Genomic DNA, 18,074 nt, shown 5'->3' with positions numbered 1-18,074 from the left:
CCCATGGACGCCAGCGTCATCATCGCCGTGGTCTCGATCGTCATGGCCGGTCTCACCACCGGCTTCGGCACGATGGGACCCGCCTTTGCCGAGGGCCGGGCGGTCGCCGCCGCGATGACTTCGCTGGCGCAGCAGCCCGATGCGTCGGCCACCATCACCCGAACTCTGTTCGTCGGCTTGGCGATGATCGAGTCGACGGCGATCTATTGCTTCGTCGTCTCGATGATCCTGATCTTCGCCAACCCGTTCTGGAACGCGGCCGTCACGGCGGTCGCCGCGCACGCCGGCAAATAGATGCTGATCGACTGGTTCACGGTTGGCGCGCAGGCGCTCAATTTCCTCATCCTGATGGGATTGCTGAAGCAGTTCCTCTACCGCCCCGTTCTCGATGCCATCGACGCCCGCGAGAAGCGCATCGACGGGCAGCTTGCCGATGCCAAGCGGCAGAAGGCCGAAGCGCATACGGAAAAGCTCGCGTTCGGGAAGAAGAACGCCGACTTCGACGCCGATCGCGCCGACCTGCTCACGAAGGCGCAGGCGGCGGCGGATGCCGAGGGCAAGAAGCTCGTCGAAGCGGCGCGCGCGGCCGCGGACGCTGCGGCCGCGCGACGCCGCGATGCACTGAAAGCGGAGGATGTCGAACTCGTCGCGTCGATCCGCCGCCGCACCAGCGACGGTGTCTTCGCGATCACCCGGAAGATGCTGGCCGATCTTGCCGATGCGAGCCTCGAGGCCAGCATCGGCAAGCTGTTCCTCCGCCGGCTGGAGTCGATGGAGGCCACCGCCGTGACGCAGATGAAGGTGGCGCTGGCCTCGTCGCATGCCGCTAAGGCCATGGTGCGTACCGCCTTTGATCTCCCCGCGGACCAGCGTACCGCCATCGGCACGGCGGTCGGGCACCTGCTCGGCAGCGACGTCGCCATCGATTTCGAGACTTCACCGGCGTTGCTGGGCGGTTTCGAACTCGTCGTTTCGGGGCAGAAGCTGAGCTGGAGTATCGCCGACTATCTGCAGGCGATGCAGGCCGGCATCGATACCCAGCTCGAAGCGACGCCCGCGACGAAGCCAGCGAAGTCGGCGAAGTGAAGCGCGCCGAGCCGCTGCATCGCGCGTTCGACGACGCTTTCGCGGCGATCGAGGCGGGGCAGGCCGCGTTCGCCGTCGCGCTGGTGCCGCAGGAGATCGGCGCGATCACCGATGTCTCGGTCGGCATCGCCAAGGTATCGGGCCTGCCGGGCACCGGGTCGGAGGAGCTGCTGCGCTTCCCCGGCGGCATCTTCGGCATCGCCTTCAATATCGACGCCGACGAGATCGGCGTCGTGCTGCTCGGCAATCACGACCATTTGCGGGCTGGGGACGAGGTGCTGCGCACCGGGCGGGTCATGGATGTCATCGTCGGCGATGCGCTTCTCGGTCGGGTGCTCGATCCGCTTGGCCGGCCGCTCGACGGCAACGGCGCGATCGCGGCGCACGACCGCTTGCCGATCGAGCGGCCGGCCACCGCGATCATGGACCGCGCGGCGGTCACGGTGCCGCTGCAGACCGGGCTCAAGGTGATCGACGCGATGGTGCCGATCGGCCGCGGCCAGCGCGAACTCATCCTCGGCGATCGGCGGACGGGCAAGACCGCGATCGCGCTCGACACGATCCTAAACCAGCGCGGCAAGGATGTCGTCTGCATCTATTGCGCCATCGGCCAGCGGGCGTCAGCGGTCGCGCAGGTCATCGCCTCGCTGCGGGAACACGATGCGATGGCCTACACCGTCGTCGTCGTCGCCGAGGGCAACCAGCCGCCGGGCCTGCTCTATATCGCGCCCTATGCCGCGACCAGCATCGCCGAAGCGTTCATGGCGAAGGGCCGCGACGTGCTGATCGTCTATGACGACCTGACCCAGCACGCCCGCGCCTACCGCGAAATTTCGCTGCTGCTGCGCCGCCCGCCAGGCCGCGAGGCATTCCCGGGCGATATCTTCTACATCCATTCGCGGATGCTCGAGCGGTCGACGCATCTGAACAAGGCGCTCGGCGCCGGCTCGCTGACCGCTTTGCCGATCATCGAGACCGAAGCTGAGGATATTGCCGCCTATATCCCGACCAACCTGATCTCGATTACCGATGGCCAGATCTATCTATCGCCGTCGCTGTTCGAGCTTGGCGTGCTGCCGGCGGTCGATGTTGGCAAGTCCGTTTCACGCGTCGGCGGCAATGCGCAGCACGCCATCCTGCGCGGCGTCGCCAGCGACATCAAGCTCGCCTACGCCCAGTTCGAGGAACTGGAGACATTCGCGCGATTCGGTGCGCGCCTAGACGCCGCAACGGCGAAGACGCTGGCCCACGGCCGCCGTATCCGCGCGGCCCTGAAGCAAAACGAGATGGCACCGCTCGCCGTCCAGCAGCAGATCGCTATCCTTCTGGCGCTTGGGGCCAGACTGTTCGATCCGGTGCCACTGCCTCGCATGGACGAGGCGCAGGCGGCAATCGGCGCGGCGGTTGACGCCTTGCCAACCGGGCTGCTCGACCGGCTTTCCGGAACCGGCAAACTCGCCGATGCGGACCGGGCCGCGGTCATGGCAATGCTGCAGACCGCGCTCGCTGAGTTCGTGCCGCCAGCGGGCGCGGCAAAGCCGGCAGGCGAGGCAGACCCGGCCGCAAACCCGGCGCCTGCACAATGAGCGCGACGATCGCCGGTTTGCGGCGCACGATCGCCAGCGCGGGCGACCTGCAATCGGTGGTGCGCGCCATGAAGGCGCAGGCGGCCGCGAGCATCGAACAGTTCGAACGTTCGGTCACGGCGCTGGCCGAATATCAGCGAACGGTATCGCTGGGTCTCGGCGTCTGCATTCGCGCGCGGAGCGTCGTAGCGCCCACCCCGGACCAACGGCAGCGTGCGGTCAGGATCGTCGTCTTCGGTTCCGACCAGGGGCTGGTCGGCCGTTTCAACGATATCGTCACCGATCGCGCCACGGCCTTGGCCGCCGGCCAGTCCGGCGCCGTCGCGATCTGGACCGTCGGCCAGCGCGTGCACGAATTGATGAGCGATACCGGCCGGGTGATCGAGCATTCGTTCGACGTTCCGGCGTCAGTAGATGCGATCACGACCTTTGTCGGCCAATTACTCATCGCCGACCAAGCGCTTCTGGACGCGGACCGGCTCATCGAGCTCCACCTCGTCTATAACCAGATCGCGCCGTCGGCGACCTTTCGCCCGGTCAGCATCCAGCTTCTGCCTCTAGACAACGCATGGCGCTCGCGCACGGCCGCAGTGGCATGGCCAACCTCGGGGCTACCTGAGGTGCTGGCCACCAACGCTGGGACCCTCGCCGCCTTCATCCGGGAATATCTATTCGTCTCGCTGTTCCGTGCCTGCGCTGAATCGCTGGCAAGTGAGAACACTAGTCGCCTGGCCGCGATGCAGCGCGCCGAAAAGAACATCGACGACTTGCGCGACACGCTCGGCGGCGAATATCACCGCCTGCGCCAGGCTGGCATCGACGAGGAATTGTTCGACGTTGTTGCCGGCTACGAGGCCCTTCGAGCCGATGCGGCTCGAACCCCCTGAGCCGGTACCTGTCCGCTACGCGATCCCGGCCGCTGGGCCTATGCCGCAATATCGGCCTTTAGCTGACCGAATTGTTCGCGCGTTAGTTCGCCCCGCGCATAGCGTTCGTCGAGAATTTCGCGAGCGGTACGCGGCGTCCAGCGATCGTATTTTCGATGGGCGCGATAGGTGTAGCCCCAGTTGCCGGCGCCAGAGAACAGCAGGAAGATGAACGCGAGCCACAGGACCCAGCCCCAGCCGAAGACCCAATTGTTTGCATCGTGCATGGCGATCATTTCCTTATCTCGAGCGGGGTGATTTTCGGACACTTGGCCGTGCCGGCAAAGCATCGGAAACTACCCACGCCGCATCCCGCGTCAGCGGGCATCGTCAGCCGTGGATGTCGTGCAGCGCGCGGAACGCCTTGTAGAGCACGCGCGGGTCGAACGCTCCTTTGTAGACTGCGGGCGGTTCACGCTTGATGCCGAGCAGCGCGTAGGCCGCGACCTGGGCCGAGCGGATCGAATACTCGACCGTGAAAACGACATCGTCGGGCAGTTCGCAAAACTGACCCACGAAAGCGAGATTCTTCGTGTTGGCGGGGATTACCTGCGGCCGGTCGCCGTGCTCGCGAGTAAGGAACTGGCTGGTGATGAACGGCATCATGCACGGTATGCAGATTGCATGGTCGATGATCGCCTCGGCGTCGTCGGCGAAGCGGAGGTGCCCAAGGATCTCGGTCATGATCTCGCGGCCGGTGCACGCGGACATCGGCTTCGCAACGAAGTTGCCCGGCTTGTCGACCGATAGTCCATAGCCCCAGAACACCGCCACATCGGCGGGCTGGCCGATAAAATGCGGCTGATACGGCACGACGATCGACGCCAGCCAGTTCGAGTCGGGAAAGGTGATCAGCCCGCCCTCGCCCGGGACGTTGCCGGTCAGATCGCCGAGCAGTCGCAGGAAGGTCGGGTCGGACAGGGTCGTCGTGAACGACAGCCACTTCGACTCGCCGATGTGGTCGGCAAATGCCGCGGGACGGCCGAACTCGGGGCGTCCGAGCGCGAGCTTTTCCCACAGCGCCCACGCACCGCCGTCATCCTTGCCGAGCAGCAGCGGCGCGGCGTCCATGCTGCCGAGGCTCGACGCCTCGGTCATCGAGCCGAGCGTGACGATGACGAAGTCGTCGGGTTCAATAGCGATGGTCTGGTCGCGCCCATCATGCCGACACGAGATGCCAGTGACGGACTTGATGCCGTTCGGCTCGACCAAATTGATATCCGTGACCGTCGTCTCGAACTGGAACGTCACGCCGCGGTCGAGCAGCCATTTGCGCAGCGGTCGAACGAATGAGTCGTATTGGTTATAAACCGTCCGCATGATCCCGAGCAGGCGGTCGAAGCCGCCGACCATGTGAGCGAAGCGGACGAGGTAGCGCTTGAACTCGACTGCGCTGTGCCACGGCTGGAACGCGAACGTCGTGCACCACATGAACCAGAAGTCGGTCTCGAAGAACGTCGGATCGAATTGATCGGCAATGCTGGTGTGGCCGATAATCGTTTCGGGTTCGAGCGCAAGCCGCTCGATCGTCAGGATGTGGCGTTCGCTGAGCCCGAATGCCGGCGCGGTCTGGCGCTGGCCGTCGCGAACGAGGCGCGATTTCGACGACGTCTTCAGCGTCTCGTTCCAAGCGAACGTCTCCTGCGTCACGGTCTGGCTGCTGTCGAGCGTCGGGATCGACGCGAACAACTCCCAGGTGCACAGATATTTGCTCTCGAGCATCCGCCCGCCGCGCAGCGAATAGCCCGTGTCGGGCGAGCCTGCGCCGTCAAGCGCGCCGCCGATCCGGTCAGACTCCTCGAAGATAGTAATCGCATGCCCGGGCATGTCGCCGTCGCGTATAAGAAATGCCGCCGCCGCCATCGATGCGATCCCGCCGCCTACCAGATACGCCTTGGAGTGGCTTGCAGGGGGTACGATTCCGGTGACGTGACTGACCATATTGCGCGTTCCTCTTGCCGGAAGAGGGTTAGACCTACCCGGTCACCGCCGCGCGATTCGGAATCTACTCAGCCGGCACCGCCGGCACCTTCATGGAACTCGCGATGAGTACGCCGCCAGAACCGACCGACGCCGCGGAGAGCGCCAGCCGGGCGAGTTCGGGCACCGACTTCGACCCCGTCTTCTTCATGATCGCGGCACGATGGTTTTCCACCGTGCGCTGGCTGATCTCGAGGTCGGCAGCGATGTTCTTGCTGGGATGACCCGCCAGCACCAGATCCATGATCTGATGCTGGCGGGAGGTCAGCAAGCCGACGTGATCGGCCGCCGACCTCCGCCATGCAAACAATTTGCCGGCATCGCGTGACTGTTCCAGCGCGCGCGCGACTCCAACAAGCAGTTCGGCCGTGCCGACCGGTTTCTCGATGAAGTCGAGTGCACCGGCTTTCATCGCCTGCACCGCCATCGTCACATCTCCGCTTCCGGTGATCATGATCGACGGGATGCGATGCCCGGCATTTCCCAATGTTCGCAACAGGTCGAGCCCGTTCATCCCGGGCAGATAGGCATCGACCAGCAGGCAGTCCTCGCGACCTGGGCGGTAGGCAGCGATGAAATCCTCGGCGCTGGCAAAGTCCTCGACCGCCAGACCCTCGTCTTCGAGCATGACGCGCAGGAGGGTGCGGATCTGATCGTCGTCGTCGACGACGAAAATGACCGGGGCGTTGGTCAGGTCGAACGCCGGCCGTGCAATGGCCGCCGCCGCGGGCGTCAAGGCGCTGGCGATGGCGGCGAGCAGCTCCTTCAGCTTGACCGGCTTGCTCAGGTGGACGCAGTCCTGCTCGGCAATTGCACGCAATGACGCCGTCGAGATATCGCCGGTCAAGACGATCGTCGGGATCGATCGAGCAAAGCGCTTACGCAGTGCCGCGGCGACGGCAAGCCCGTCCATGTCGTTCGGCAGATTGAAATCGGTCAAGATGAGGCTGGGCACCACTGATTTCAGCGCAAGTCGAAGGATCTCTGCACCGTCGGCGGCCGCGACGGTGGCGTAGCCGGCGTCCTGCAGGACAAGCTCGTTGGTCTCGCGGACACTATCATCGTCTTCGATCACGAAGATCGTTCCGATGGTGGTTTCCCCGCCGCGCGGCGCGCTTGGCTCGATTGGTTCTGCGGGCCGGATAACCTCTAGTGAGGTGCATGCAATATCGATCGAGAATGTCGAACCGCTGCCGATTTGCGAAGCCACTTTGACCGAATGGCCGAGCAGTCTGCCGAGGCGCTGGACAATCGACAGGCCGAGGCCCAAGCCGTGATCGCGGCTGTAGAAGCCGCTCGCCAGTTGACGATATTCCTCGAAGATCGTGTCAAGATCGTCGGCTGCAATCCCTATGCCGGTATCGCAGATCTGGATGCTCAGACGGTCTGCGTGGCGCCGGCAACCAATCAGGATTTTGCCGCTGCTGGTGTACTTGAGCGCATTGTTGAGGAGATTGCGCAGCATCTGTTCAAGCAGGCGCGGGTCGCTGTCGATTTCGAGGCTACACGGCACAACCCGCAACTCGAGATCCTTCGCCTGCGCATGAAGGCCGAACTCGTCGCGCAGTGTGTCGAGCACGCGCATGACTGGGAAACGCTCGAATCTGGCGGTGACGGTACCCGCCTCGATCTGATTAATATCGAGCAGCCGGTCGAGCATCTGCGCCATCGTCGCGAGGGTCTGACCGAAGCGCTCAACGAGATCCTTCGGCTTTTCGCCCTCGACAGATTTTTCGAGAAGACCTTCGAGCAGTTTCAGTGTCTGCAGCGGCTGACGCAGGTCGTGGCTTGCCGCGGCGAGAAAGCTCGACTTGGCGCGGTTGGCGAGCTCCGCCTGATGCTTGGCGGCTTCGAGCGCTTCAGCGACATGGATGCGATCGGTGATGTCGGCGAAGGTGATTACGACACCTTCGACGCCACCGCCCTGCACGCGGTAGGGCTGGATCGTTCGGCACCACAACCGGGTCGAGTCGGCGACTTCGCGGTCGACCGCCTCGCCGGTTTTGAGCACTGCGCGTGCATCCGCGGGCAAGTGCGGGTCGGCGGCAAGCGAGCGCAGATCGGCCAACGGCCTGCCGACATCACCAGGGATGACATTGAACAATGCCTTGGTGGCGGGCGTGAAAAAACGGATGTTGAGGTCATGGTCGAGAAACAGGGTCGCGACGTCGGTGCTGTATAAGATGTTCTGGAGGTCGTCTGCCGTCGTACGCTGTCGATCGAGCGTTTCTTGGAGCTGAGCGTTGAGTGCGGTCAGTTCCTCGTTCAGCGACTGGAGCTCCTCCTTCGATGTCAGAAGCTCCTCGTTAGTCGATTGAAACTCCTCGTTGACCGATGATGCTTCTTCGCTCGTCGCTTTTCGCTCCTCCTCCGCGATTTCGAAGCTGCGCGTCATCGCCTCGAGTTCGCTGCGGACCGTCGCGAGTTCGCTGTCGAGCTGGTCGGCGCCGATCAACCGTGGCGGCTTGTCGGGCATGTCGAAGGCGCGTTCGGCGGACACGTCAATGAACGCGATCAGGATAAGCTCCTCACCACCGCACATCACCGAACGAAGGTCGAGGCTATAATGCAGCGGATGGCCGTCGTACGTCGTCCGGCAGCCGGTGACGACGTGGCGCTGCACATCTCGTCCGACCTGATCGATCGCGGCGCGCAGGCGGGCCCGCAGCCCATGGGGGGCCATGGCGAGAATGTCTTGTGTTGGATGTCCCGGAGGAACGCGCAGGTAACGCTCGGTCGGACCGAGCGAATAGAGGCATTCAAACCGCCGGTTGACGAGCACAGCCGCGGGAGCGTGCGCCTCGAGGACGAGTCGCCGACAGAGGTCGGCAAGTATATTGTGCCGCGATCGCGTCAGTGCCGAGCGATCGGCGATTATAGGTAATGGCGCAGCCCGCGCGCCGGTCGGCTCGTTCCTCGGACCGGCGCGCTGCAGGCGTTCGTAAATCCGGTCGCTCTTCGACGTTACGGTGAACAACGTTTCCGTGCTGCCGGTCGTCTCGGCGTTGCCGAGGACAAGGACGCCATTGTCACGAAGCGCGAAAGCGAACAGCGCGACGACTTTTTGCTGGGCCTCGGGGTCGAGATAGATCAGCAGGTTGCGACATGAAATCATGTCGAGCCGGGAGAATGGCGGATCGGCCAAAACATTCTGCACGGTGAACACGACATCGCTGCGCAAAGCGGGTGTGACAGTGTAGCAATCATCGTCGCCCTTGACGAAAAATCGGGCTAGGCGCGCAGACGATACGGTAGACGAGATTGCCGCCGGATAGCGGCCATCGCGCGCGGTGGCGACGGCATCCTCGTCGAGGTCGGATGCGAAGATCTGCAGCTTGAGACTGCGCTTCGAGCGCGCGATCTCCTCATGGAACAGGATCGCAATCGAGTAGGCCTCTTCGCCACTACTACAGCCGGCAATCCAGATGCGTAATGGCTGGCCGGGGCGCTGGTCGCGGACGAGCGCCGGTACGACGGTCTTGGCGAGCGTCTCGAATACCTTGGCATCTCGGAAGAAGGAGGTAACGTTGATCAGCAAGTCCTTGCCGAGCTGGTCAAGTTCGCCCGCTTCCCTGCTCAGAACGTCGAGATACGCAGACCTGTCGCCGGATGGCATTCCCAGCATCGCCATCCGCCGATCGATACGACGCGCAATCGTGCCCGGCTTGTATTGGGTGAAATCGTGAGCGGTGCCGCTGCGCAACAGCGAGATGATCGCCGCGAGATTGTCTGCCGGTTCCGCGCTGCGGGTATTCGGCATAGCCGCCTGAAACTGCGCCAGCGCTGCTGGCATATCGGCGACCCTGAGCACCCGATCGACGTCGCCAGTATCGATAGCGCTTTGAGGCATGCCGTCATAGGCAGCCTCCCCGGGGTCCTGGGCAATGATGAGGCCGCCCGAGGCCCTGATCGCCTGCAATCCCAGGCTCCCGTCGCTACCTGTGCCTGACAGAATGATAGCAGCGCAGCGTGAACTGGGGTCGGCGGCGAGAGCGTTGAGAAGAAAGTCGAACGGCATCCGCGCGCCGTGCCGGACCGTCGGTGGCGATAACTTCAGTCGACCGCGGATTACCGCGAGGTAGGTTCCTGGCGGAATGAGATAGATATGGTCCCGCTCGACCCGCATCCCATCGACCGCCTCGACGACCGTCATTGCGGTATGCGACCCGAGCAGGTCAACCATCATACTCTTATGGGTGGGTTCGAGGTGCTGGACGACGACGAAAGCCATTCCGGTGCCGTCGGGGACCGCCTCGACCAGCCGCGTGCACGCGTCGAGCCCGCCCGCCGATGCACCGACCGCGACGATCAGCAGGCTGGCTAGGGAGCTGGCTGCAGTATCGGCCGCGGCACTCTGCGAACGGCTCATTGAAATGATCGCTTTCAATATCCGCAGGGCGTCTCGTCGACGGGCGGACGTATAGCTAACCGCTATCCACGGTACACTGTCAAACAATCATCGCTTTAAATTGCCGCGTCTTGAGTTCGGCTGCGTATTTTCCGATACTGGCGAGGTCGCATGAGACGGGCGAAAAGCGCGTCGGGAAGTCCCCTCCGGGATAGCAAAAGCGCTCGATTTTAGTGACAGCCGCTGGTGTCTTAATTGCCGTCGAGGTTGCTAGCGCAGCTTTCCCGCAAAAGCCCCCTCTTGTCGTCGTCGATCCTAAAACGCTTGCACAAGGGTATCGCATCACGCGTGTGGTCGGTAGTGAGGTCATCGACGACGCTGGCGAGACCGTCGGTCGGGTCGACGACCTCATCGTTACATTATCTGGCAAGGTGCCGTATGTCGTGTTGGCGGTCGGTATCTTTCCCAGAGTTGCACCTCGCCTCGTGGTGCTGCCAGCGACCGCGCTCGACAGATCGCCCAAGGGCTTGGTTCTGCATGGCGCGACACGAGCCGCACTGGGAAAGTTACCGCGTTTCACATATGAATACTGACGCGAACGACCGCCGTAACACCAGCCGCACGTTGCTGATGACGCGCGGAGGCCTATATCTGGACCATGAGAAAATTATCTCGGCGTCGGCTGCTCGGCTTTGGTAGCGCGGCGATTGCGTTTGTCGCGGCTCTGCCGGTAACAACAGATGCCGGAATACCGGACGCCGCAAGCTTGCTCGACAAGGCCCGCGACGCCGTTGATCGGCATGCGCAACACCTGACATATCGCGACCGGATCGGAATTGTCGACTTCTCGAGCGCATCGAACGTCCCGCGCCTGTCGATCGTCGATCTGGCGAACGGACGGTCTGAGCATTTCCTCGTCGCGCACGGGCGAGGCTCTGATCCGCTGCACACCGGCTGGGTTAGTCGCCTGTCGAACGAACCTGGTTCTTATGCGTCGTCGGGCGGGGCCTACGTAACGGGCGGCTATTATGTCGGCACGCACGGGCGCTCGATGCGTCTCGACGGTCTCGATGCAAATAACAGCAATGCCGCCGCCCGCGCCATCGTGGTCCATGCCGCCTGGTATGTGTCGCCTGAGATTGCTCGCGCGACCGGCAAGCTCGGTCGAAGTGAGGGATGCTTCGCTGTCGCCCCTACGGATCTGGAGCAGGTTCTCGAACGGCTGGGGCCCGGTCGCCTGCTTTTTGCCGACAAGTCGACCTGACTCGACCGGTCGATCATCACTCTTCATCTGTTGAGATGACAGTCAGGCGCGTACCCAGCCCCGATGCTCGCAGCGTGTCGCGCGTCACCAGCAGCGTTGTGCCCGCTTGCAGCACGCTGTCGAGCGCGGTGCGAAACCCCTCCGGGAGATGCACGCGGGCGCGCTCTGCTGCGGTCATGTCCGTACCGCTCGCGATGCCCGTGCCGGGGATCGGCAGCCGCAGCCAGTTATAGTCTTGACCGACGACCGACCCGAGCATGAACGCCATCGTCGTTTCGACCGGCCCATCGATCGCGACTGTGCTCGTACCGATCTGGATGCCGTTTCGCAGCACGACGATCCGCCGGTCGCGGCCACTGATCACGATCGACACCGGACCCGACGGTGATTTTTCGGGTTCCCAGCTATAGCGAGCCGGGGACCGCTCGACGCCTTTGGGACCCGCGAGCACGATCGGCAGCGAGACAGCCTGGGGCGCATCGGAATCGTCGGTGATGACCACCGTCAGCCCTAGTTTCGTGATCCCGAATAGCAGTTCGGCGAATTTCGGTGGCAGGCGGATGCAGCCGTGCGACGCCGGAAAGCCCGGCAGATGCCCGCCGTGTAAGGCGATGCCCTGCCAGGTCAAGCGTTGCATGAACGGCATCGGCGCGTCGTGGTAGAGGTTCGATTTATGAGCGAGATCCTTCTGCAGGATCGTGAACACCCCCGTCGGCGTGGCATGGCCGGGCTTGCCGGTCGATACCGTCGAGACCGCAATCGGTACGCCGTTTCTGTAGGTATACGCACGTTGCGCCTTGAGGCTGACAATGATCGTCACCGGCCCCTCCGGTGCGAGTTGCGGCGCCCATGAAAACTGTCCCGCCTTAAGCGGCTCGGCCATGTTCGTCGCGGGCGGCGGCGAAGGGGCCGCGGCGGCGACCGCCAAGCCCAGCGTGAGCGCCACGGCGCATCTGATATATGCGGTCATCGGTCACTCCGTAGTGTCGGCGTACGTGGGTACCGACGGCTGTGCGCCGATCCTGTTGACGCAGAAACTGCCGGATCAACGCGATCCGGTTCTACCTGGAAACCCGTCACTCAGACCGGTCCGGAACGACGTTCCAATGCGGCGAGGCGGGCGACGTAGCCACGGTGCATCTGTTCGTGTGCCAGCGCGGCGCGCGGGTCTGTCGCATTCTTTGCCATTTCGCGGGATTCGCGGACACGACCGCGAAGATAGATCTCGTCAGTATCGTCTCGAAACATGGCACTAATCCCCTTCGCTCTCCTAAACATTAGGTCGCCTGGCCCAGGCTGTCGTGGTTCGGATACTACTCACAGCCCACGTCATTTTATTCGGGACACGGCCGTCGTAGTTTAAATACCTCCGAGCGTTGATCTCTCCGGTCTTGCCGAGAGCTCGCCGTCCAGCGCGTCAGTCTTCTGAATTGCGCTACTCGGCGCCTTTCACTTGGTCAGTGTGAGACCAGGGCGCAGCGGTTCTCGACCAGCAGCAGGTCGCGGGTCACGCCGCCAAATACCCATTCGCGCATCCGGTTGTGGCCGTAGACCCCCGCGACGATGACGCCTGCGCTCAGCTCAATAGCGATCGCATCTAGGTGAGCAGCATCGCCGTGGCGACACGTCGAGACACTCGTTTCCGCAACGATCCCATGCCGGGCAAGCCATGCGCTGACATCATCGACGTGCGTGCGGGCCGAAGCAAGATCGACCTCGGCAGCAATTTCGTGAACGGTAACGCGGGCCGCCTGTTTCAGCAGGGGCAGTGCGTCCGCCACCGCGCGCCGAGCCTCGCGCGTGTCCTTCCAGGCGACAAGAACATGGTCGAGGTCGAGCGATGTCAACGTCCGGGGCACAATCAGTACCGGACGTCCGGCGCGCATCACGAAGTCGCCCGTATCGACCCGACGCGACGGGTCGATACCGCGCGACGACATGTTGCTCACGATCAGGTCGGCGCTCCGGGCCTGTCGAACGAGGCAATCGCTGAGCGCCTCGTAGGTCACCGAGGAACGCCATTCGATGGCACTGACCCGTCCGCTCAGAGCGGCGTGAAATTCTGCTTCGGCGGCCGCGATCTCGCGATCGAGCTCGTCGCGATCCTGCTGGATGGCTTCGCCCGAAATATAGACCATGCCGCCCGCAAATCCGTCGGTCGCACCGAAGTCCAAGGGCCGGCCAGCGGCGATGCCGATTACCCTTGAGTCGTACCGTGGCGCCAAGTCGCGAGCGATATTCAGCAGCCCCGAATTCAGGCAACCGATCTGGAGATGCACGAGAAGCGTCCCATAACTCATATCCGGTCCGATCGGTGGTTCGCCTGCGAGCTCAGATGATCGTGATACGGTTGTCGACCGCGCGGACGCCCGGCGCTCCCCAGGCGGTCGCGGCAGCGGTCTCCCAGTCGTTCCACGACTTGACGGAACCAGTCAGCTCGACGCGGCCGTCGACCGCGGTCACCGCGATCGTCTTGGGATCGAAGAAGTACGAGCGGTGCAACGCGTGGGTGATGTCGTCGCCGATTTGCTCGGCAGTCGTGGTTGGCCTGACTTCGATCCGATTGACGACGCCGGTCACGCCCATCAGGCGTCGGATATCCTGCTCGGCGGCGTCGCGCTCGTAATGCCACTCGACGTCACCACCGATCGTCACCTGGCCGTGTTCGACGACCACAGTCAGCGCATCGTGCGGGACCGACACGTCCCAGGCGAGGCGGTCGATGACGGCAGCCGCAATCTCCGCGTCGGTCCGCTGGCGGTCGAAGGGTAACAGCACTTCGATTGCCTCGGCGACGCCCTTGACGCCGTGGACGTGGCGCACGGCGGTTTCCGCGGCGTGCTTTTCGGCGTAGCTGCCGACCTGTCCGCTCAGCGTAACGATCCCGTCGCGCGCGCTGACTCCAAGGTGCGCGGCAGCAACGTCGGGTGCCCAGTCGAGTTCGGCCAGCACATTGTTCTGCAATTGCTTGTCGGTCAGCATAGCGTCCTCCAGTCGATCATTCGATGCGTCCGAGCGCGGGCGGCAGCGCCGATCGTTGTTCTGGATTTATGCGGTGGGATGGGTGCGCGGCAGCGTCGGAAATTACCTAGGCGTGTTCGAGCGAGTGAGGAGCCGGCATACTTCTCTCGGTTAGTCCGAACCTGACCCCGAGGATTGCTGCGCCAGCGGGAGCCGCGGACGAGACCGAGACAAAGTAAGTAGTTTCCGATGCTCCTGGTTGTGGGCCGGGCGCCGCTAGGTTGCGATTATGAGTCCGGCGTTTCGCAGTAGTGCGGCGCGCCGCACCCGCTGGAGATCCATCATGCGCGAAACCTTGCCGATCTGGTCGAGCGAGTATGACGTCATCGTCGTCGGCTACGGCTTCGCCGGGGCTACTGCCGCGATCACTGCCTGCGAGGCGGGGGCGAAAGTCCTGCTGCTCGAAAAAGCTCCCGAAACTGACAAGGGCGGCAACAGCCGGGTTTCCGCCAATCTCGTCTTCTGGCCGAACGATATTGCCCTCGGCAAGGCGTATTTCCGTGCGCTGGCCGGGCCCTACATGGATGACATTTCCAACACGATGGTCGACGTATGGGCGACCGAGATGCATGCGAACCGCGCCTGGCTCGAAGATCTCGGCATGACGCCGTTCGACTTGCCGTCTATCGAGTTTCCCGAGATGGCAGGGTCGGAATGCGTTCGCGTGCTGATGAACGGTCCCGGCCCGATGGGCGGCGAACGCCTGTGGCGTGTCGTCGAGGCCGCTGTCGCCGCGCGCGACATCGACGTACTTTACGAATCCCCCGCAGTTAATCTGGTGAAAGCGGGCGACGACATCGTCGGCGTCATAACCGAACAGGGCGGCAAGCGCGTCGCCATCAAGGCAACCCGCGCCGTTATCCTCACGTGCGGCGGCTTCGAGAATAATCCGGCGATGGTCCGGAACTACGTCGACGGCCTGCCCCGCATCTTTCCAAACGGCACACCCAATAACACCGGCGACGGCATCCGGATGGGCCTCGAGGTCGGGGCCCAGCTCTGGCACATGAATAACATCTCAGGCCCGCTGCTGTCGTTCAAGGCCCCCGAGATCGCCGTCGCGCAGTGGCTCAACCTGCCGCACGGCAAGAGTTACCTCTTCGTCGCCGGCGATGGATCGCGCTTCACGATGGAAGGTGATCCCTGCCTCACTGGCGACCTGCACGGCAAGGTCAAGCGGCACGGCGAGTGGGGTCAGCAGGTCCTGCCGGTCCCCATCTACATGATCTTCGATAACGCCTTTCGCAAATCGGGCCACATCGGCAAGGCTGCGGCCGACTGGGATGTCAGCCACGGCAATCTTTATAACTGGAGCGACGACAATCTCCGCGAGGTTGCAAAGGGCTGGATCAAGCGGGCCGATACGTTCGGCGAACTGGCCGCACTGATCGACATTCCCGCAGCAGCTCTGGAAGCCAGCGTTGCCCGGTTCGACGGGTTCGCGACCGCCGGCAGCGACGCCGACTGGGACCGAGCCGCGAATGAGATGGCCCCGCTCGCCGTCCCGCCTTATTATGCCATGGAACTGACCCCGGCCTTCGTGAACACACAGGGCGGTCCGCGCCGCAACGAGCACGCGCAGGTGATCGGCGTCGACGGCGAGCCGATCGGACGGCTCTATTCGGCGGGGGAGCTCGGTTCGATCTATTCGTTCCTCTACCAAGGTGGCGGCAACATCGGCGAGTGCTTCGCCTTCGGCCGGATCGCCGGCCGGAATGCGGCAGCCGAAGCCCGCGAGGTGAGTCCGGCCAAAGAGTTGGCGGCTGCGTGATGCTCGACACCGTCCCACTCGACTGCCTGATTATCGGTGGCGGCCCGGCCGGTCTGACGGCGGCGACCTATCTTGGCCGCTTCCGTCGACGCGTGACCGTCGTCGACAAGGGCTGGAGCCGCGCTGAGTGGATCACGCGCAGCCGCAATGTACCGGGATTTCCTGCCGGCGTCGGCGGCCCCGTACTGCTCGACCTGATGCGCACTCAGGCACACTGCTACGGTGCCAGCATCGAGCACGGGACGATCGACACATTGACCCTCGATGCCGACGGGCTGTTCACGGTTAGATACGCCGGCACGTCGCGGACGCCGCGCTCGGTGCTGCTCGCCAGCGGCGTCGTCGAGAACAAGCCGCCGCTGGCGCACCTCGCCGATGCGGTGAAGCGCGGCCTGATCCGGACCTGCCCGATCTGCGACGGCTATGAGGCAATCGACAAGTCGATCGCCGTATTGTTCCTGCGCACTTATTCGGCGCGGATCACGCTGCTCTTGACCGCGGCGGAGACCGCGAGCTTATTATCTTTGACGCGGGCGGCCTTACAGGCAGTGGATATCCACGTCAGCCACGTCATTATCGGCTCGGTCGGGATCGATCAGGATGGCGTTACCGTGCTCACCGCCGAGGACGGCAGGCAGCATCGCTTCGACGTCGTCTATTCGGCGTTCGGGACAACGCCGCAGGGTGCGCTCGCAGCCGCTGTCGGCGCGCGGGTCGATGCCGCCGGGCGTCTCTATACTGACGAGCATCAGCAAACCTCGGTTCCCGGATTATATGCTGCCGGCGACCTCGTCCGAGGCCTCAACCAGATTAGCGTCGCCGCTGGTGAGGCGGCGATCGCAGCCACGGCGATCCATAACAGCCTCCCTCGGGCCGTTGCCATTCTCGCCTCAAAGGACGTTGTAACGACGATCTCTCATATGCCACCAGGCAACGGAGCGCCGCCCGGAACGATGCAGGCGCGGCCCGCCATGGAGTTGTCATGACCGATATCGACGTCGCCGCTCAGTCGCTGTTCGAGCCCGTCGCCGTTGGCGAGCTTCGGCTCGCCAACCGCATCGTCATGGCCCCACTGACCCGCAACCGCGCCGGCCCGGGGCTGGTGCCCAGCAAGTTCGCCGCCGAATATTATTCCCAGCGCGCCACTGCAGGCCTGATTATCGCCGAGGCGACGCAGGTGTCGGCGCAGGCGCAAGGTTATTCCGACACGCCGGGCTGCTACACCGACGAGCAGGTCGCGGGGTGGAAGGTCGTCACCGACGCGGTCCATGCCAAGGGCGGGGTCATCGTCATCCAGCTGTGGCACTGCGGCCGGATCTCGCATAGCGTCTTCCAGAACGGCGAGCCACCGGTCGGCCCGTCGAACATTCGCGCCGACGCCAAGACCTATGTCGCCGCCGAAGGTTTTGTCGACGTCTCGACGCCGCGCGCGCTGCGGCTCGACGAACTCCCCGGGATCGTCGCCGATTTCCGTCACGCCGCGCGTTGCGCCATCGATGCCGGGTTCGACGGCGTCGAGCTGCACGGCGCTCATGGCTACCTGCTCGACGCGTTCCTGCGCGACGGCACCAACCATCGCACCGATGCTTACGGCGGCTCGGTCGCCAACCGCGCGAGGCTTTTGATCGAAGTCACCACGGCCGTCGCCGCCGAAATCAGCGCGGGACGGCTCGGCGTACGGCTGTCGCCGGTGTCGCCGGCCGGTGATTCGAAGGACAGCAACCCGCAGCCGCTATTCGAGCACGTCGTCGAAGCGCTCGATGCCTTCGGCCTCGCCTATGTACATGTCGTCGAGGGGGCAACCGGCGGCGCGCGCGACAATATCCCGTTCGATTATTCTGCACTCCGCGACCGCTTCCACGGTGCGTGGATGGTCAACAACGGCTATGATCGCGAGATGGCGATCAACGAGATGACCAGCCGCCGCGCCGACCTCGTGTCGTTCGGCCGGCTGTTCATCGCCAATCCCGACCTCGTCCGCCGGCTCCGCGAGGACGCCCCGCTCAATTCGCTGATGAGCCGCGAAACCCTCTACGGAGGCGGCGCGCACGGCTACACCGATTATCCGACGCTCGGCGAGCAAAGCTGACCA

Annotated in this window: 15 protein-coding genes; 9 read left to right on the top strand and 6 right to left on the bottom strand. The window is 63.9% G+C overall.

Annotated features, from left to right (window positions below):
• Positions 1-3 precede the first annotated feature (3 nt).
• The 4 genes from KZX46_RS01660 to KZX46_RS01645 are packed head-to-tail and all read left to right on the top strand — an operon-like array spanning position 4 to position 3,559.
• Entirely contained in the window at positions 4-294 is a 291-nt protein-coding gene (locus KZX46_RS01660; RefSeq protein ID WP_216710873.1) for a F0F1 ATP synthase subunit C, read from the top strand.
• Positions 295-1,086: a F0F1 ATP synthase subunit delta gene (locus KZX46_RS01655; RefSeq protein WP_216710874.1), complete on the top strand. Its 792-nt coding sequence runs from the start codon at positions 295-297 to the stop codon at positions 1,084-1,086.
• Positions 1,083-2,672: an alternate F1F0 ATPase, F1 subunit alpha gene (locus KZX46_RS01650; protein ID WP_216710875.1), complete on the top strand. Its 1,590-nt coding sequence runs from the start codon at positions 1,083-1,085 to the stop codon at positions 2,670-2,672. Before KZX46_RS01655 ends, KZX46_RS01650 begins: the two co-directional genes overlap by 4 nt.
• A complete protein-coding gene (locus KZX46_RS01645) occupies positions 2,669-3,559 on the top strand; it encodes a F0F1 ATP synthase subunit gamma (RefSeq protein WP_219774154.1) in 891 nt (296 codons plus the stop codon). Before KZX46_RS01650 ends, KZX46_RS01645 begins: the two co-directional genes overlap by 4 nt.
• Before the next feature lie 38 nt (positions 3,560-3,597).
• Here KZX46_RS01645 and KZX46_RS01640 read toward each other — a convergent pair whose 3' ends face one another.
• From KZX46_RS01640 to KZX46_RS01630, 3 genes are all read right to left on the bottom strand, one after another.
• Entirely contained in the window at positions 3,598-3,834 is a 237-nt protein-coding gene (locus KZX46_RS01640) for an SHOCT domain-containing protein (protein WP_226895894.1), read from the bottom strand.
• A 94-nt stretch (positions 3,835-3,928) separates the two neighbouring features.
• Positions 3,929-5,539, bottom strand: a complete 1,611-nt coding sequence (locus KZX46_RS01635) for an oleate hydratase (RefSeq protein WP_216710877.1) — start codon at positions 5,537-5,539, stop codon at positions 3,929-3,931.
• 64 nt (positions 5,540-5,603) lie between these two features.
• Positions 5,604-9,947, bottom strand: a complete 4,344-nt coding sequence (locus KZX46_RS01630) for a CheR family methyltransferase (protein WP_219774153.1) — start codon at positions 9,945-9,947, stop codon at positions 5,604-5,606.
• 212 nt (positions 9,948-10,159) lie between these two features.
• Between KZX46_RS01630 and KZX46_RS01625 the strand changes: the two genes are divergently transcribed.
• Together KZX46_RS01625 and KZX46_RS01620 are read left to right on the top strand one after the other, a co-directional pair.
• Entirely contained in the window at positions 10,160-10,519 is a 360-nt protein-coding gene (locus KZX46_RS01625; protein WP_216710879.1) for a PRC-barrel domain-containing protein, read from the top strand.
• Between the two features lie 173 nt (positions 10,520-10,692).
• Positions 10,693-11,190: a murein L,D-transpeptidase catalytic domain-containing protein gene (locus KZX46_RS01620; protein WP_226895893.1), complete on the top strand. Its 498-nt coding sequence runs from the start codon at positions 10,693-10,695 to the stop codon at positions 11,188-11,190.
• 16 nt (positions 11,191-11,206) lie between these two features.
• On the opposite strand, the gene KZX46_RS01615 is transcribed toward KZX46_RS01620, so the two are convergent.
• The 3 genes from KZX46_RS01615 to KZX46_RS01605 all read right to left on the bottom strand — a co-directional run bounded on the left by KZX46_RS01615 (position 11,207) and on the right by KZX46_RS01605 (position 14,172).
• Positions 11,207-12,160, bottom strand: coding sequence for a L,D-transpeptidase (locus KZX46_RS01615; protein ID WP_216710881.1), 954 nt, complete (start codon positions 12,158-12,160; stop codon positions 11,207-11,209).
• Between the two features lie 487 nt (positions 12,161-12,647).
• The gene (locus KZX46_RS01610) at positions 12,648-13,469 is read right to left on the bottom strand and encodes a universal stress protein (protein WP_226895892.1); all 822 of its coding nucleotides are present in this window, start codon (positions 13,467-13,469) and stop codon (positions 12,648-12,650) included.
• Between the two features lie 52 nt (positions 13,470-13,521).
• Positions 13,522-14,172 carry a BON domain-containing protein gene (locus KZX46_RS01605; protein WP_216710883.1) on the bottom strand — a complete coding sequence of 217 codons (651 nt, stop codon included), beginning with the start codon at positions 14,170-14,172 and terminating at the stop codon, positions 13,522-13,524.
• 322 nt (positions 14,173-14,494) lie between these two features.
• On the opposite strand from KZX46_RS01605, the gene KZX46_RS01600 reads away from it, so the two are divergent.
• Genes KZX46_RS01600 through KZX46_RS01590 form a run of 3 tightly spaced genes read left to right on the top strand, consistent with a single transcriptional unit; the run spans position 14,495 to position 18,071 of the window.
• Positions 14,495-15,982: an FAD-dependent oxidoreductase gene (locus KZX46_RS01600; RefSeq protein ID WP_216710884.1), complete on the top strand. Its 1,488-nt coding sequence runs from the start codon at positions 14,495-14,497 to the stop codon at positions 15,980-15,982.
• Positions 15,982-16,968 carry an NAD(P)/FAD-dependent oxidoreductase gene (locus KZX46_RS01595; protein ID WP_219774150.1) on the top strand — a complete coding sequence of 329 codons (987 nt, stop codon included), beginning with the start codon at positions 15,982-15,984 and terminating at the stop codon, positions 16,966-16,968. The genes KZX46_RS01600 and KZX46_RS01595 overlap by 1 nt, the downstream gene beginning before the upstream one ends.
• Complete coding sequence (locus tag KZX46_RS01590) at positions 16,965-18,071, top strand: alkene reductase (RefSeq protein ID WP_216710886.1); 1,107 nt, start codon at positions 16,965-16,967, stop codon at positions 18,069-18,071. Before KZX46_RS01595 ends, KZX46_RS01590 begins: the two co-directional genes overlap by 4 nt.
• The last annotated feature ends 3 nt before the right edge of the window (positions 18,072-18,074 follow it).

The sequence above is a fragment of the Polymorphobacter sp. PAMC 29334 genome (assembly GCF_019431245.1).
Taxonomy (GTDB): Bacteria; Pseudomonadota; Alphaproteobacteria; order Sphingomonadales; family Sphingomonadaceae; genus Polymorphobacter_B; species Polymorphobacter_B megasporae.
This window is presented reverse-complemented; position numbering and strand designations above follow the sequence as displayed.